Here is a 16,633-nt window from a genome sequence, read left to right as displayed (position 1 = left end):
CGAAAACGGGCGGAGCGCACACTCCGCCCGTGGCTATTTTAACGCGGTATTTCCGCCGGCTGATAGCCGCGGCTTAGACGCATGAACAGCATGGCGGTGGCGGCGAATCCGCATAGCGCCGCGCACATCAGCCACCAGCCCGGCGCGCTTTTATCACCGGTGATTTCGACCAGCGCGGTGGAAATAGCCGGCGTCAGCCCGCCAAAGATAGCTGTGGCGAGGCTAAATGCCAGCGAAAAGCCCACGGTGCGGACGTAAACGGGCATCACTTCCGTTAGCGCCGCCACCATCGCGCCGTTATACATACCGAAAAAGAACGAGAACCACAGCAGCACCAGCGTCATGCGGGTGAAATCCGGCGCGGCGGTGAGCCATTGCATCACCGGCCAGGTGGTCAACAGCGCCAGGATGGTAATTCCCATCAGCACCGGGCGGCGGCCTATCTTGTCTGAGAGCGCCCCGCCAATCGGTAACCAGATAAAGTTAGAAATACCGACCAGCATCGTGACCAGCAAGCTGTCGCGCGCGCTCAGATGCAGTACCGCTCTGCCGTAGGTTGGGGTATAGACGGTAATAAAATAAAAGGTGGTGGTGGTCATCGCCACCAGTAAGGTGCCCGCGCTGATGATGCGCCAGTTTTTAACAATAGTGGTCAGTATCTCTTTCGTATCGGGACGATGCTTACGCTGCAGAAACGCTTCGGTCTCCTGCAGCGAACGCCGGAGTACGAAAATCAGCGGGATAATCAGGCAGCCGATAAAGAAGGGGATGCGCCAGCCCCATTCTGCAATCTCGTCGTGACCCAGCGTTTCGTTCAGCGCGTAGCCAATCAGCGCCGCCATGACGATGGCCACCTGTTGGCTGGCGGACTGCCAACTGGTATAGAACCCTTTTTTCCCCGGTTTGGCGATTTCCGACAGGTAGACCGACACACCGCCGAGCTCGACCCCGGCCGAGAATCCTTGCAGCAAACGGCCAATTAAGACCAGCACCGGCGCCAGCACGCCGATGGTTTGGTAGCCCGGCACCAGCGCAATCAGTAACGTGCCACAGCCCATAATCGCCAGGGTGACCATCAGCCCTTTGCGGCGACCGATCCTGTCAATATAAGCCCCTAATACCACCGCGCCGATGGGGCGCATCAGGAAGCCGGAGCCAAACACGGCAAAGGTGAGCATCAACGCCGCGAACTCGCTCTCTGCCGGAAAGAAGGTTCTGGCGATATAGGTGGCGTAGAAACCAAACAGAAAGAAGTCGAATTGCTCGAGAAAATTACCGCTGGTTACGCGGAGAATTGCGCCGAAGGTACCGGCGCGCGAGGTTGGTTGGGTCATAGGGTTTGCTCTCCATTGTCTTTATCTTGTTGTTATAGAGGTAAGAGGGAGCGGGTTAGTCGCCTGCGACTGCCGCCTGTTTTCCGCGCCGCTTCTCAATCGCCCACTTGAGTAACGCCGCACAGCGATAAAATCCGTGGGCAAATTTTCCGTAAGGCAGCGTTAAAAACAGCGCCATCACCACCCCGAGATGGATAGCGAGCAGAATGCCCATCCACGAGGTGTCCCGACCCGCCAGTAGCGCGAGCCCGGTAAAACTGGTCAGTAGCAACAGCAGGATAAAAGCGCGATCCATCGGTTTTTGCCGCGCGTCGCCGTGCAGCGGCGAGCGGCGCAGATTCAGCCATAGCAAACCCGCAGGGCCTACCAGCAGCCCGATGCCGCCGAGCGTGCCCAGCAGTACCGGTACGCTAAAGAACGGGTAGGGCGCCTCCCAACCGGCGAGATAGTGATAGCCCGTGGCCACAACCGTGGCGGCGAAACAGAGCATGAAACCGTAGAAAGTGAAGTGGTGAAAACGGCGGCGCATCAGGGTGAAGGCGTCATCGGCCTCGTTACAGCCTTTACCGTGTCCGCCGTCGAGATATTTCAACGTCAGCGCATCATGTGAGGCCCTGGCGATATCGCCAGCCTGCGGTTGGCCCGGCGAGATCTCGCGCCAGAAACGAATCACCCCGCTCATCAGTAAACCGATGGCCGCAATGAAAACCGAACCGAACATCCACGCCAGCAGGTTATGCGGGAAAATCTGGTAGAAATCACCGGCCAGCGGCGGGTGCAACAGAGAGCCTTTGAGCCCCATCGCCAATAGCAGAAACAGGACAAGACCCGCGACCAGCGCCAGCACCGTGGCGATCCCCGCACGGCGATATAAACTGCCGAAAGCGGCGGGCCGGGCGTAATGTTGATAGGTTTCCAGCCGCACTTCCGCCATCGCTTTGGGAACATTAATCGCAAACTCGTGCGGCGGGGCATACTGGCAGGCGTGCAGGCAGGCGCCGCAGTTGTGGCACAGGTTCGCCAGATAGTTAATATCCGCCTTGCCAAATTCCAGACGCTGGGTCATGGCCGGAAATACGGCGCAAAAGCCTTCGCAATAGCGGCAGGCGTTACAGACCTGCATCACCCGTTCGACTTCCGCTTCCGGCTCGGTGATGATTTGCGCCTCGATGATCAGCTTTTCAAGCGACTTCATGATGTTTCTCCTGCTGTGCCGCCATGGCGGCTTGCTGACCGGCAATGCGGCCGAATGTGGTGCCAATCGACATGCCTACGCCGGCGGTATAGCCTTTGCCCAGTACGTTGCCGGCCATCATTTCGCCGGCGACAAATAGGTTGCGGCTCGGCTTACCGGCAAAGTGGACGGCGGCGTGTTGATTGACGTACAGCCCGAGGTAGGTGAAGGTGATCCCTGGACGCAGGGCATAACCATAATAAGGCGGCGTATCGATAGGCCGCGCCCAGTGGGTCTTCGGCGGCGTCAGGCCGGAAGTGGTGCAGTTATCAAGACGGGTATGGTCGAACTGGCCTGGCGTACAGGCGGCATTGTAGCTGGCGATGGTCTGCGACAAACGTTCGCCATCCAGCCCCAATTGGCGGGCCAGTTCCGCGATGGTATTGGCCTGGGCGCCCGGAAAAACGGGCGGCATAAACTGTCCAACGGCTTTACTGTCGATGATCGAATAGCCGATTTGCCCCGGCTGGTGGGCGACCAGACGGCCCCAGATGGCGTAACGTTTGGGCCAGAAATCCTCCCCTTCATCATAAAAGCGCTCGGCATCGCGGTTCACCACTACCCCCAGCGACACGCAGTCGACGCGGGTACAGATGCCGCCGTCATAGAGCGGCGCCCGGGCGTCAATGGCGACGCAGTGCGACTGTGAAGGATCGCCGATGATATCGGCTCCGGCGTCGATCATAAATTTGAGCAGTACTCCCTGGTTAAAACGGGTGCCGCGGATGAGAAAATTGTCGGCAGGCCACTCGCCGCGCTCATTTTGCCCCCAGGCTTCGCGCAGCCACTCGCGGTTAGATTCAAAACCGCCGGCGGCGAGCACGCAGGTTTTCGCGGCGATGCGCTCGGCGCCTGCCAGCGCGGCGACGAATTCGCCATCACGTAATTCAAGCGCCTGCACCGGCGTGTTATAGCGGATCTGCACGCCCATCTGCTCGGCGCTGCGGTAATAGGCATTGACCAGGGCTTTGCCGCCGCCCATAAAAAAGGCGTTAGTGCGGGCGACGTGCAGGGCGCCGGATAACGGCGGTTGAAAGTTAACGCCATGGCGGCGCATCCAGTCCCGACAGTGCGACGAGGTGCGGATCACCAGACGGGCCAGCGCTTCGTTGGTATTGCCGTCGGTAACGCGCAGCAGATCCTGCCAGTATTCTTCTTCCGGATAGCTGTCGACTAAGACATCCTGCGGCGCATCGTGCATACAACGCAGATTACGCGTGTGCTGAGAGTTACCGCCCCGCCATTCCCGCGGCGCGGCTTCCAGCAGCAGTACGGATGCGCCTGCTTCCCGGGCGGTTAAGGCGGCGCATAACGCGGCGTTGCCGCCGCCAATCACCAGTACATCCACCATTATCGGCTCCATTACGCTTTGACTAATTGTTAAATTTGTAATGGAAATGTAAGGTGCAGGGGCGGCAGGCGCTATGGCGTAAAGCTAAAGGGGGGTTTAGTGTGTGTAAAGACTGGCGCCCGGCCAGTTGCCGGATTCAACTAGCTGGCGCATGACTTTTGCCAGCATTACCCGTGCCGCAAGGCCTGCCGGGGTGAGTTCGTCATCGGAAAGACTGACCAGAAAATTCGGTCGGCTAAGTACCGGATTATCGACGCCGATCACTCTTAGCGCCTGGCTGTCGAGATGAGAAATCGCTGCGCCCGGCTGCAGCGTGGCGCCGAGCCCGTCACGAACGGCGCGCATCAGCAGGGCCAGGCCATCGATTTCAGCCACCACGTCAACGTTGATGGCGTGCTCCTGGCAAATAGCGTCCAGCCTGCCGCGCAGGCCATGCCCCTGGCTTGGCATAATCAGCGGGATGGCGGCCAGTTGGTTCGGGGAGATGCTATCGCCGGGCAGCGGCGCCAGCACGTCATGGGCGCCAATCAGGAACAGACGTTCCTCAAGAATGGGTCGGGCGCTCCAGCGCAGGATCTTCTCTTTCTGGAAAACGATGGCTAAATCGAGCTGGCGGGTGTTGATCATCCGTTCCAGATTGCCGGAGAGGCTCTCCACCAGGTGCAGGCGGACGTCGGCGTAGCTTTCGCGCATGGCGTTGATAAAAGGTACGCCCAGTACAGAAGCGGTGCTCGGCGCCATACCGACGCTGACGTGACCGGAAAGGCGCGCCTCGCGCGCGGCGAGAATAGCATCGTCAGCATGACGCAGCGCCAGTTGCGCCTGCGAGTAAAAGGCAAGGCCGGCGCTGGTGGGCATTACGCCGCGCGAAGTCCGTTGCAGCAGGCGGATAGCGAGTTCATTTTCCAGACGCGCCATTTGCTGGCTGAGCGCAGAGACGCCAATATTCAGATCGAGCGCGGCGCGGCCCATACTGCCGGTTTCCACAATGCGGACAAAATAGCGTAGCTGGCGCAGCTCCATATTGACTCTCCGTACAAGGCGTTATGCACTGACAGAATACGCATGCCGGTGGATTTCGCCCATAAAAAAGCCAACCTTGAGGTTGGCTTTTTACGACAAACGAGACGGGAAATTATTTATTCACCGCATCGTGGGCATGTTCATCTTCGCGGCAGTCGCCTTCCGCACAGTGGCCGTACAGGTACAGGCTGTGGTTGGTTAAGCGGATGCCGTGTTGGGCAGCAATTTCACGTTGGCGGGATTCGATAGAATCATCGCTGAACTCGATCACTTTGCCGCAATCGAGGCAAATCAGGTGATCGTGGTGGTGCTGCTGAGTCAGCTCGAATACGGATTTACCGCCTTCGAAGTTGTGACGAGTCACGATGCCTGCATCGTCGAACTGGTTCAGCACGCGGTAAACGGTAGCCAGACCAATCTCTTCACCCATATCGATCAGGCGTTTATATAAATCTTCCGCACTGACGTGATGGTTATCCGGTTCCTGCAACACTTCCAGAATTTTCAGTCGGGGAAGTGTGACTTTCAGGCCAGCCTTCTTTAATGCGATATTGTTGTCAGTCATGCGGAATCTGTCCTGTTGCTAAAGATCGGCTTCCTTCAAAGGGAAGCAATACAGAGAATCACCCGATGTAATGCGTCTCATTATAGAGCTGCAACTCTGAAATGAAAACTGCAACCATCGCGCCTTGTAAGCTGTCAAAAACGAATTACCAGCTACAAACTGTGTCACGTGACCTCGTGGAATCAGAGGACATTGTACAGATATGTGATGAAAAGTTAAAAACTTGTAGCTATTAGTTTGATTGCTTTTATCTATTAATTCAGCGCAGCTTAATAGCTGCGCTGTTTGATTCTTAGGCGTTTTTGATTTCTTCCAGATGCAGCTCTTCGGAAATCTGCTTCACCCACTTCTCAACGCGCTCGTTGGTCAGTTCCGGCTGACGGTCTTCATCAATCGCCAGACCTACGAAGTGATCGTCGTCTGCCAGGCCTTTAGAAGCTTCAAAGTGGTAGCCCGCGGTCGGCCAGTGGCCAACGATGGTTGCGCCGCGTGGTTCAATGATGTCACGAATGGTGCCCAGCGCATCGCAGAAGTATTCTGCGTAATCTTCCTGGTCGCCGCAGCCAAACACGGCTACCAGCTTACCGTTGAAGTCGATCTCTTCCAGCGTCGGGAAGAAGTCGTCCCAGTCGCACTGCGCTTCGCCGTAGTACCAGGTTGGGATGCCGAGCAGCAGAATATCGTGGCTTTCCAGATCTTCTTTGCTGCTCTTGGCAATGTCGTGAACTTCAGCAACGTCTTTACCGAGCTGCTTTTGGATCATTTTTGCAATATTTTCGGTGTTGCCGGTGTCGCTGCCAAAAAAGATGCCGATGATTGCCATGAGTAAAATAACCTCTTGAAACTTAATGATGTGGTAGTGGCATTATGCCTACAGTTAACGGCAATCATAGCAGAACAGGGAAGGGCGCGGAAACAGCAATAACGTCCTGGTGCACACTCTGCTACATGAAAGCGATTTTTTTGCGTTTTTCAGACTTCGCCCTGGTTACGCAGGCAGGCCAGTTGGTGCATCAGCATCTCTTCGATAAGATCGCTGCGGCTCATGTTGCGGGCTTCCGCCAGCTCATTAAGCGCGTCGACCGCATCGGCGTTGAGCTTCAACTCAACGCGCTTCAAGCCGCGAACTTTATCGCGTTTGAGCTGATTGCGTTTGTTGATGCGCAGTTGTTCATCGCGCGAAAGCGGATTGGTTTTCGGTCTACCCGGGCGACGCTCATTTGCGAACAAATCTAATGTCGTTCGGTCCGTTTGTTCTTTTGCCATGATTCAGAGTGACTTCGGGGAAACAAGCTGCCGGGCTATAGCCGGCGCAGATAGCGCGCCATAATACATCAGGCGAACCGCTGCGCCAACGACCGCGGGCATTATGCCGCGCGGTCGGGCGTTTTTTAGCCACTCAGGCTTCAATTGTGCTCAGATAACGGCGAATTGCGCGTAAAACCGCCTCGGGTTTTTCCGCATGCACCCAGTGTCCGGCGCCGGCAATGACGTGAGCGCGGGCCTGCGGGAACTGCGCCAGCAGCGCGTCGCGGTATTCATCGGTAACATAAGGGGAGTTGCCGCCGGGAATAAATTGCGCCGGGTGCGGCCAGGCTGGCACCGTTTCCCAGCCGACAATATGCGGGTATTGATCCCACAGCGCCGGCACGTTGAAGCGCCACGCGCCGTCGACAAAGGATTTCAGCAGAAACTGAATGACGCCTTCTTCATTTATATGCTCGCGCATCACCTGCGCCGCCTGCTGGCGGGTGCTGGCGGCGGATTCGCTGACGGCGTTAATCGCCGCGAAGATCTCATCATGACGGCGGACGTGATAAGCCACCGGCGCAATATCAATCGCCACCAGCCCGGCGATGCGATCCGGCGCCAGCGCGGTCAGCGCCATCACCGCTTTGCCGCCCATTGAATGGCCGATAAAGGTCGCTTTCTCTATCTGATGATCGTCAAGAGTATCCAACAGATCCTGCGCCATCGCGCGGTAGGTCATCTCCGGCGAACGCGGCGATAAGCCGTGGTTGCGCATATCGACCTGCAATATATCGTAGTCGGCGACCAGATCGCGGGCGAGGATCCCAAGGTTGTCCAGGCTGCCGAACAGGCCGTGTACCAGGACGATTGGGGATTTATTGTGCGGGTTTTGTGCAGATTGCGCTCGGCTATTTAATTTCATGGCAAAGTTCTTTTTTTCGCTCCGTCGGGTTAGGGTATTATGTTGGACATTCTGCCATTAGGCTGCAAGACCCGGAAGCATTCTGAGTTTTACCGCCATCCTGGTTTGACGCTATTCGCGGTTGGGATTTGTCCTCTATCTGATGCCTTTTGCGCAGTAGTGTGAAAGACAAAGGATAGTTAATCCCGACGACTTGTATTCAGAAACAAAGAAATCGCACTGGATTAAGATGAAAACAATCGAAGTTGATGATGAGCTCTACCGCTATATTGCCAGCCACACTCTGCATATCGGCGAGAGCGCATCCGACATTTTACGGCGCATGCTGAAATTTACCGCCGTTTCTCAACCTGCATCTGGCGCGCCTGCGGCGAAAGCCGCGCCGGCGGCTGCTCCTGCGGCGGCGCCAGTCGTCGAAGCGAAGCCGGCCAACCCGGTTAAAGATAAAGTCCGCGCCATGCGCGAACTGCTGTTATCTGACGAATACGCTGAACAAAAGCGCGCGGTTAACCGCTTCATGCTGGTATTGACTACGCTTTACTCGTTAGACAGTAAGGCTTTTTCAGAAGCCACTGAATCTCTGCACGGGCGCACCCGCGTATACTTCGCCGAAGATTCACGGACGCTGCTGAAAAGCGGTAATCAGACCAAACCGAAACAGGTTCCTGGTACGCCGTGGTGGGTTATCACCAATACTAATACCGGCCGTAAATGCAGCATGATCGAACATATCATGCAATCAATGCAGTTCCCTGCGGAGCTGATTGAAAAGGTTTGCGGCACGATCTAGTTAATTAAACTTTGCACCAGAAGGATCAGGCAATGGCAATCGATAAACGTGCGGGTCAGCCGGCACAACAGAGTGATTTGATTAACGTCGCCCAGCTGACCGCTCAGTACTATGTGCTGAAGCCGGAAGCGGGTAATGCGGAGCATGCGGTTAAGTTCGGCACCTCCGGCCATCGCGGTAGCGCAGGGCGCCACAATTTCAATGAGCAGCATATTCTGGCGATTGCGCAGGCGATTGCGGAAAACCGCGCGAAAAACGGCATCACCGGCCCGTGCTACGTGGGTAAGGATACCCACGCTTTATCCGAACCGGCATTCATTTCCGTGCTGGAAGTGCTGGCGGCGAACGGTGTTGATGTGATCGTTCAGGAAAACAACGGTTTCACTCCGACGCCGGCGGTCTCCAACGCGATTCTGGTGCATAACAAAAAAGGCGGCCCGCTGGCGGATGGTATTGTGATCACGCCATCGCACAACCCGCCGGAAGATGGCGGTATCAAATACAACCCGCCAAACGGCGGCCCGGCTGATACCAACGTGACGAAAGTAGTGGAGAACCGCGCTAATGAACTGCTGGCCGCCGGTCTGCAGGGTGTGAAGCGTATCTCTCTCGACGCCGCGCTGGCGTCCGGCCACGTAAAAGAGCAGGACCTGGTGCAGCCGTTTATTGAAGGGCTGGCGGATATCGTCGATATGGCGGCTATCCAGAAAGCGGGCCTTAAACTGGGCGTCGATCCGTTGGGCGGCTCGGGTATCGAATACTGGAAACGTATCGGCGAGCACTACAAGCTGGATCTGACCATCGTTAACGATCAGGTCGATCAGACGTTCCGCTTTATGCACCTTGATAAAGATGGCGCGATCCGTATGGACTGCTCCTCCGAGTGTGCAATGGCGGGTCTGTTGGCGCTGCGCGATAAGTTCGATCTGGCCTTCGCCAACGATCCGGATTACGACCGTCACGGTATCGTGACTCCGGCTGGGCTGATGAACCCGAACCACTATCTGGCGGTGGCTATCAACTACCTGTTCCAGCATCGCCCACAGTGGGGCAAAGATGTTGCGGTTGGTAAAACGCTGGTTTCTTCGGCGATGATTGACCGCGTGGTTAACGATCTGGGCCGTAAGCTGGTGGAAGTGCCGGTAGGCTTCAAGTGGTTTGTTGACGGTCTGTTCGACGGCAGCTTCGGCTTCGGTGGTGAAGAGAGCGCTGGGGCATCGTTCCTGCGTTTCGACGGCACGCCGTGGTCCACCGATAAAGACGGTATCATCATGTGCCTGCTGGCGGCGGAAATCACCGCGGTCACCGGTAAGAACCCGCAGGAGCACTATAACGAGCTGGCGCAACGCTTTGGCGCCCCGAGCTACAACCGTCTGCAGGCCTCCGCCACTTCCGCGCAGAAAGCGGCGCTGTCTAAGCTTTCGCCGGAAATGGTGAGCGCCGATACGCTGGCGGGCGATCCGATCACCGCGCGTCTGACCGCGGCGCCGGGCAACGGCGCTTCTATCGGCGGGCTGAAAGTGATGACCGACAACGGCTGGTTTGCGGCCCGTCCGTCAGGCACCGAGGACGCCTACAAAATCTACTGCGAGAGCTTCCTTGGCGAAGAGCATCGCAAGCTAATTGAAAAAGAAGCGGTAGAGATTGTCAGCGAAGTGCTGAAAAACGCCTGATTGTCCTATCAGCATCAGGCCCCCTGCGGGCCTGATTTTTTTCGCAAGGAATGCGATGAAATTACAACGGAAGTCCCTTTTTTTGTTCTGGGCGTGGATGGATCTCTTTTTCGTCCTGCAATTCTTATGGTGGAATATTTCCCACCGCCGTCTTCCTTTCTACGACGATCTACTGGCGTATCTTCAGCTGCTGCACACTTACGGCGCAGCGGCGGCCTGGCTGTACCCGCTGAATGTTCTGCTGATTATCAGCATTCCGCTGTCGATGATCCTATTTTTCCGTCAGAGCCGCTATGCGCTGTGGTTGGCCTGGGGGCAGGCGCCGCTCAGGCTGGTATTTATGCAGCCTTCGCTGTCGCTGGGTCTGTGGCTGATTCAAGCCGCCGGCGTCAGGAATTTAGCGATCCTGTCAGGCTTCCTGCTGCTCTCTGAAGGGCTGAAAATCGCCACTCTCTGGTACTGCAGAGGCGAATTTCAGGGCATAAAGCGATAGCCAATCCCGGTTTCGGTCAGCAGATGCTGCGGCCGCGCCGGGTCAACCTCCAGCTTTTGCCGTAAGTGCCCCATATAAATCCGCAAATAGTGACTGTGTTCGACGGCGTTAGGCCCCCATACCTGATTCAGAAGCTGGCGCTGGGTGAGCACTTTGCCCGGATTGTTCAGCAGCGCCGCCAGCAGGCGAAACTCGATGGGCGTCAGGTGAATTTCTTCACTGCCGCGCACGATACGGCGGGCGGGGATATCGACGCTAATATCGGCAAAACGCACCACCGGCTCATCGGCCTGCGCGCTGCCGTGACGGCGCAGCGCGACGCGTAGCCGCGCCTGCAGTTCACCAATGCCGAACGGTTTACTGAGGTAGTCATCGGCGCCGGCGTCAAGGGCGGCGATTTTGTCATGCTCTTCGCTGCGCGCCGACAGCACGATAATCGGCATTTGGCTCCACTGGCGGACTTCGCGGATAAAATCATTACCATCCCCGTCCGGCAGGCCGAGATCGAGGATCGCTAAATCCGGTTTGCGGGTGGCGGCTTCGATTAGCCCGCGCTGCAGGGTTTCGGCTTCAAATACGCGCATGCCGTCAGCTTCCAGCGCAGTGCGCAGAAAGCGGCGGATAGCGTGTTCGTCTTCGATGATTAAAACGTTAATCACAATTCCTCGGTTAACTCTTCCAGTTCTGGGGGCGCTTCTCGCGGCAGTGTAACACGGAAACAGGCGCCGCCCTCCGGACGGTTGCTGGCGGTAATGCTACCGTCGTGCACCTCGACAATGGCCTGGCAAATGGCCAGCCCCAGGCCGACGCCGGGGATAGCAGACTCTTTATTACCACGGGCGAATTTATCAAAGATAGCCTGTTCCTGGCCTGCCGGGATCCCAGGACCATTATCCCAGACTTCAATGATCAACTGCTGCCTATCCGCTTCGGTGTGAATGCCAATCTGCGCCTGCGCGCCGGCGTATTTATGCGCGTTCTCCAGCAGATTGATCAGCACCCGTTCAAACAGCGGGCCGTCAACGTGGACCAGCAGCAGCGGGTCCGGCAGCGACAGCTGGATGCGCTGGCCGCCAAGCCCAGGCTCCAGCATACGCAGGGCGCTGCCAACAACCTCTTCGAGGGTTAACCACTCTTTGTGCAGATTAAAACCGCCGGACTGGATACGCGCCATATCCAGTAGATTATTCACCAGCCGGGTGGTGTTGAGCACGTGCTGGCGAATTTCGTTGGCCTGCGGCGCGTGCTTCGAACCTTCGCTGGCCAGATCGAGAGTGAGGATCTCCGCCTGGCCGAACAGGACCGTCAGCGGCGTCCGCAGATCGTGAGAGAGGGCGGCCAGCAGTGAGTTGCGCAGGCTTTCGCGTTCGCTGGTCAAGCGCGCCTGCTCTTCGCTGGCGGTCAGGGTCAGGCGCTCAAGGGCGCTGGCCACCAGCAGGGTAAAGGTTTCCAGCAGTCGCTGTTGTTCCGGGATCATCAGCTGACGCAGATTTTCCGGTTCGACCAGCAGCAGCCCCCAGGTGCGGGAGGCGCTTTGTAGCGGCAGAATTTGATATGGTACGCCGGGGAGAGTGTCGGTGCCGGCCCCGGCTGGCTGGCCTTTATCAAAACTCCAGCGGGCAATCGCATCATCCCACGAGAAAACGCCGGATTGCTGGGTCATCGGCTGCAGCTGCCCGTTCTCATCCGGCAGCAGTAGTTGGCTGCGGGCCTGAAAAGTGGAAGTAATAAAGCGTTCGCTGGTGGCGGCGATATCTTCGCGGCTGCGTCCGACCGCCAGCGCTTTCGACATTTCATACAGATGCCGGGTACGTCGCTCGCGATAACGCGCCACCCGCGCCTGGTAACGCATCCCGGCGGTCAGATTGCCGATCACCAGACCAACGGTCAGCATCACGCCGAACGTCAGCAGATACTGGACGTCGGAAACCGCCAGCGTACCGCGTGGGGCGACAAAAAAGAGATCGAAGCTAATGACGTTGATAAAGGTCGCCAGCACCGATGGCCAGCGGCCATACAGCAGAGCGATTATCACCACACCCAGTAGATAGAGCATCACCAGGTTGGCGGCCTCAAAGGCCATCAGCCACTGCATGGCAACCACGGTGATAATGGCGCACAGCGCCACGGCCAGCAGACAGCCCTTCAACTGCTGGCGCCACTTATCGATCGCCGTGCGGTTGTCGTTCGCGCGGGCGGGCAGAGAAGTAGGTTTTTCATCCAGCGCGATCACCACCAGATCGAGGTCCGGGGCGCGGCGCGCCAGACGGTCGGCAAATCCGGCTCGTTCCCACCAGCGTCGCTCCCCCTGGCGACCAATCACAATTTTGCCGAGGTTATGTTCGCGAGCGTAATGCAGTACCGCTTTTTCTTCCGATGGATCGGAGAGGGTGGCGGTTTCGGCGCCTAACTCTTGCGCCAGCTTCAGCGCCGCGAGGATCGCCCGCCGTTTGGCCTCCGGTAGACGGTGCAGCGAGGGGGTTTCCACGTATACCGCGTGCCAGACGCTGCCGAGCCTGGCCGCCAGCCGGGCGGCGGCGCGAACCAGTTTTTCGCTGCCGGTGTTGTGGCCGATGCACAGCAGAATGGCGTCGCGGGTGTGCCAGACTTTTTCCTGCCCCTGGCGGTCGCGCCAGGCGCGCATTTGTTCGTCTACCCGGTCGGCGGTACGGCGCAGCGCCAGCTCGCGCAGGGCGATCAGATTACCTTTGCGGAAGAAGTTTTCGATGGCGCGTTCGGCCTGGCCGCCAATGTACACCTTGCCCTCATTCAGGCGCTGGCGCAGATCGTCCGGCGGCAAATCCACCAGAACTACATCATCAGCGGCGTCAAAGAAGGGGTCGGGGACGGTTTCGCGCACCTGCACGCCGGTAATACCGCTGACCACATCATTGAGACTTTCAAGATGCTGGACGTTGACGGTGGTGAAGACGTCGATACCGGCTTCGAGCAGTTCTTCGACGTCCTGCCAACGTTTCGGGTGGCGCGAACCCGGCGCGTTGCTGTGCGCCAGTTCGTCCACCAGGATCAGCGCCGGACGGCGGGCCAGCGCGGCATCAAGGTCAAATTCATGGACGTAGCGTCCGCGATGGGAAATGCGTTTTTGCGGGAGGGTGCTGAGCCCCTCCAGCATGGCGGCGGTATCTTTGCGGCCGTGGGTTTCCGCCACGCCGATCAGAATATCCAGCCCCTGAGCGCGCAGCCGCTGCGCTTCCGCCAGCATTGCCCAGGTTTTGCCCACCCCGGCGCAGGCGCCGAAAAACACCTTCAGCTTGCCGCGATGCGGCGCAGCGGTTTGTTGCAGCAGACGGTCGGGGTCCGGACGCAGCGGCTCGTCACTCATTGATTAATCCTTTAGGGCATCCAGCGCCATATTCAGTTGCAGTATATTTACCACAGGTTGACCGAGAAAACTGAGCAACGGTTTTTGCGTCGCCTGATCCACTAGCTGTTTCACCTGCGCGTCGCTGAGATTGCGCGCTTTAGCGACGCGCGGTACCTGCCACAGCGCCGCGGCAGGGGTCAGGTTGTTATCCAGCCCGCTGGCCGATGCGGTAACCAGCTCGACCGGCACCGTTGGGTTCGCTTGCGGGTTCGCGGCGCGTAACGCCTGTACCCGTTCGCTAATCGCTTTATCCAGCGCCGGATTGCTGACCGCCAGATTACTGCCGCCAGAGGCCAGCGGATTATCCGCCACCTCTGCCGTCGCGGAAGGGCGGCCGTGGAAATAACCGGCTGCGGTAAAGTTCTGCCCGATCAGCGCTGAGCCGCGCACTTCGCCGTCGATCTGGATCAGCGAGCCGTTAGCCTGCTGCGGGAACCACCACTGCCCTAAGGCGGTAGTCAGCAACGGATACAGGCCGCCAGTGAGCAGGGTTAACAGAATAAATAGCACAAATGCCGGACGAATCAATGACATGGTAGTTTCCTCACACCAGACCGGTCAGGGTCAGCAACAGGTCGATGGCTTTAATACCAACGAAAGGCACAATCAGGCCGCCGAGGCCGTAAACCCACAGGTTGCGGCGAAGCATCGCCGATGCCGACAGCGGACGATAGCTCACGCCCTTCAGCGCTAAAGGGATCAGGCAGACGATAATCAGGGCGTTGAAAATAACCGCGCTCATGATCGCCGAAGAGGGCGAGTGCAGATGCATCACGTTCAGCATCGCCAGCTGCGGATAGGCGGCGGCGAAGGCGGCCGGAATAATCGCGAAATACTTGGCGACGTCGTTGGCGATACTGAATGTAGTTAACGACCCACGGGTCATCAGCATCTGTTTACCGATATGCACCACTTCAATCAGCTTGGTCGGGTTTGAGTCGAGATCCACCATATTGCCCGCCTCTTTCGCCGCCTGGGTGCCGGAGTTCATCGCGACCGCTACATCAGCCTGCGCCAGCGCCGGAGCGTCGTTGGTGCCGTCGCCGGTCATCGCCACCAGCCGTCCTTCCGACTGATACTGGCGAATCAGCGCCAGCTTGGCTTCCGGCGTCGCTTCGGCCAGAAAATCATCAACCCCCGCTTCGGCGGCGATGGCGGCGGCGGTCAGGCGGTTATCACCGGTGATCATCACCGTTTTAATGCCCATTTTGCGCAACTGGGCGAAACGCTCTTTAATGCCGCCTTTGACGATATCTTTAAGCGAAATAATCCCCAGTACGCGCTCGCCTTCCGCGACGACTAGCGGCGTGGCCCCCTGGCGGGCGACCTCTTCTACCTGCTTATCGACATCGGCCGGGAAGTGGCCGCCGTTAGCTTCGATATGGCGGCGAATCGCGTCTACCGACCCTTTGCGGATCATACGTTGGTCGATGTTGATACCGCTCATACGGGTCTGGGCGGTAAAGGGGACAAATGTGGCGTGCAGCGACTGCAGGTCGCGTTCGCGCAGATTAAAGCGCTGTTTCGCCAGCACCACGATGCTGCGGCCTTCCGGCGTTTCATCCGCCAGCGACGACAGCTGGGCGGCATCGGCCAGCACGCGCTCTTCGACGCCGCGCGCCGGCAGGAATGCCGAGGCCTGACGGTTACCAAGGGTGATGGTGCCGGTTTTATCCAGCAACAGTACGTCGACATCGCCCGCGGCTTCCACCGCGCGACCGCTGGTGGCGATAACGTTGGCGCCGAGCATTCTGCTCATCCCGGCGACGCCAATGGCGGAGAGCAGGCCGCCGATAGTGGTCGGGATCAAGCACACCAGCAGCGCGACCAGCACGGTAACGCTAACCGCATTACCGCTCCACGCCGAGAAGGGCCAGATGGTGGCGGTAGCCAGCAGGAATACCAGCGTCAGGGCGATCAGCAGGATCGTCAATGCGATTTCGTTCGGCGTTTTACGGCGCTGCGCCCCTTCAACCATGGCGATCATCCGGTCGAGGAAGGTTTCACCAGGGTTGACGCTGCAGCGGATCACCAGCCAGTCAGAAAGGATCCGGGTACCGCCAGTTACCGAGGCGAAATCGCCGCCGGACTCGCGGATCACCGGCGCGGATTCCCCGGTGATGGCGCTTTCATCTACCGAAGCGCCGCCTTCGATCACTTCGCCGTCGCAGGGGATAATGTCGCCGGCTTCCACCAGCACGATATCGCCTTTGCGTAACTCTTCCGCCGGGACGTGATCCATCGGGGCATCGTGCTGGGGCGCGCGCAGCTTACGGGCGAAAGCGGTTTTCTTCACTCCTTTCAGGCTATTGGCCTGCGCTTTGCTACGTCCTTCGGCCATGGCTTCGGCGAAGTTGGCGAACAGTACGGTAAACCATAGCCATAGGCTGACGGCGGCGGTAAAACCGGCGTGACCCGCGAGATACCCCACGGCCATGGCCATCGCCAGCAGGGTGGTCAGCACGCTGCCGATCCAGACGATAAACATTACCGGGTTACGCCACTGCACCGAGGGGCTGAGTTTTTTCACCGCATCCAGCAGCGCCTGACGCACCAGCGTCGGCTCCAGCAGGGCTAATTGTTTGCGACTCATAACAGGCTGCTCCGCATCG

General features: G+C 58.3%; 15 protein-coding genes. 3 read left to right on the top strand and 12 right to left on the bottom strand.

All coding sequences use genetic code 11. From position 1 onward, the window contains the following. Nucleotides 1–38: 38 nt before the first annotated feature. The 8 genes from ABLV66_RS18065 to ybfF form a co-directional block, all read right to left on the bottom strand. A complete protein-coding gene (locus ABLV66_RS18065) occupies nucleotides 39–1,334 on the bottom strand; it encodes an MFS transporter (RefSeq protein ID WP_047049261.1) in 1,296 nt (431 codons plus the stop codon). Nucleotides 1,335–1,389: 55 nt separating this feature from the next. After that, on the bottom strand, nucleotides 1,390–2,529 hold the full coding sequence (gene tcuB, locus ABLV66_RS18060) for a tricarballylate utilization 4Fe-4S protein TcuB (protein WP_063447454.1): 1,140 nt from the start codon (nucleotides 2,527–2,529) through the stop codon (nucleotides 1,390–1,392). Continuing rightward, complete coding sequence (tcuA, locus tag ABLV66_RS18055) at nucleotides 2,516–3,919, bottom strand: FAD-dependent tricarballylate dehydrogenase TcuA (protein WP_348877002.1); 1,404 nt, start codon at nucleotides 3,917–3,919, stop codon at nucleotides 2,516–2,518. Before tcuA ends, tcuB begins: the two co-directional genes overlap by 14 nt. A gap of 96 nt (nucleotides 3,920–4,015) precedes the next feature. Further along, a complete protein-coding gene (tcuR, locus tag ABLV66_RS18050; RefSeq protein ID WP_045393001.1) occupies nucleotides 4,016–4,942 on the bottom strand; it encodes a tricarballylate utilization LysR family transcriptional regulator TcuR in 927 nt (308 codons plus the stop codon). 112 nt (nucleotides 4,943–5,054) lie between these two features. Further along, entirely contained in the window at nucleotides 5,055–5,507 is a 453-nt protein-coding gene (gene fur / locus ABLV66_RS18045; protein WP_015367698.1) for a ferric iron uptake transcriptional regulator, read from the bottom strand. Nucleotides 5,508–5,799: 292 nt separating this feature from the next. Further along, complete coding sequence (gene fldA, locus ABLV66_RS18040; RefSeq protein ID WP_015367697.1) at nucleotides 5,800–6,330, bottom strand: flavodoxin FldA; 531 nt, start codon at nucleotides 6,328–6,330, stop codon at nucleotides 5,800–5,802. A gap of 149 nt (nucleotides 6,331–6,479) precedes the next feature. Beyond that, entirely contained in the window at nucleotides 6,480–6,773 is a 294-nt protein-coding gene (gene ybfE, locus ABLV66_RS18035) for a LexA regulated protein (protein WP_015367696.1), read from the bottom strand. 133 nt (nucleotides 6,774–6,906) lie between these two features. Continuing rightward, complete coding sequence (gene ybfF, locus ABLV66_RS18030) at nucleotides 6,907–7,680, bottom strand: esterase (protein WP_045393004.1); 774 nt, start codon at nucleotides 7,678–7,680, stop codon at nucleotides 6,907–6,909. A 229-nt stretch (nucleotides 7,681–7,909) separates the two neighbouring features. On the opposite strand from ybfF, the gene seqA reads away from it, so the two are divergent. Genes seqA through ABLV66_RS18015 form a run of 3 tightly spaced genes read left to right on the top strand, consistent with a single transcriptional unit; the run spans nucleotide 7,910 to nucleotide 10,636 of the window. Then, entirely contained in the window at nucleotides 7,910–8,470 is a 561-nt protein-coding gene (gene seqA / locus ABLV66_RS18025; RefSeq protein WP_045393006.1) for a replication initiation negative regulator SeqA, read from the top strand. Between the two features lie 32 nt (nucleotides 8,471–8,502). After that, complete coding sequence (pgm, locus tag ABLV66_RS18020) at nucleotides 8,503–10,143, top strand: phosphoglucomutase (alpha-D-glucose-1,6-bisphosphate-dependent) (RefSeq protein WP_047049249.1); 1,641 nt, start codon at nucleotides 8,503–8,505, stop codon at nucleotides 10,141–10,143. A gap of 55 nt (nucleotides 10,144–10,198) precedes the next feature. Beyond that, nucleotides 10,199–10,636: a hypothetical protein gene (locus ABLV66_RS18015; protein ID WP_049059929.1), complete on the top strand. Its 438-nt coding sequence runs from the start codon at nucleotides 10,199–10,201 to the stop codon at nucleotides 10,634–10,636. Here the strand turns inward: ABLV66_RS18015 and kdpE are convergent. The 4 genes from kdpE to kdpB are packed head-to-tail and all read right to left on the bottom strand — an operon-like array spanning nucleotide 10,618 to nucleotide 16,614. Then, nucleotides 10,618–11,295, bottom strand: coding sequence for a two-component system response regulator KdpE (gene kdpE / locus ABLV66_RS18010; RefSeq protein WP_047049246.1), 678 nt, complete (start codon nucleotides 11,293–11,295; stop codon nucleotides 10,618–10,620). The two genes, ABLV66_RS18015 and kdpE, sit on opposite strands and share 19 nt — an antisense overlap. Beyond that, nucleotides 11,292–13,979 carry a two-component system sensor histidine kinase KdpD gene (gene kdpD, locus ABLV66_RS18005; RefSeq protein WP_348877001.1) on the bottom strand — a complete coding sequence of 896 codons (2,688 nt, stop codon included), beginning with the start codon at nucleotides 13,977–13,979 and terminating at the stop codon, nucleotides 11,292–11,294. Before kdpD ends, kdpE begins: the two co-directional genes overlap by 4 nt. Nucleotides 13,980–13,982: 3 nt before the next feature. Next, entirely contained in the window at nucleotides 13,983–14,555 is a 573-nt protein-coding gene (gene kdpC, locus ABLV66_RS18000) for a potassium-transporting ATPase subunit KdpC (protein WP_045393015.1), read from the bottom strand. A gap of 10 nt (nucleotides 14,556–14,565) precedes the next feature. Continuing rightward, nucleotides 14,566–16,614, bottom strand: coding sequence for a potassium-transporting ATPase subunit KdpB (gene kdpB / locus ABLV66_RS17995; RefSeq protein ID WP_045393018.1), 2,049 nt, complete (start codon nucleotides 16,612–16,614; stop codon nucleotides 14,566–14,568). Nucleotides 16,615–16,633: the final 19 nt, after the last annotated feature.

This window comes from Klebsiella sp. CN_Kp073, assembly GCF_040065495.2.
Classification (GTDB): Bacteria; Pseudomonadota; Gammaproteobacteria; order Enterobacterales; family Enterobacteriaceae; genus Klebsiella; species Klebsiella aerogenes.
This window is presented reverse-complemented; position numbering and strand designations above follow the sequence as displayed.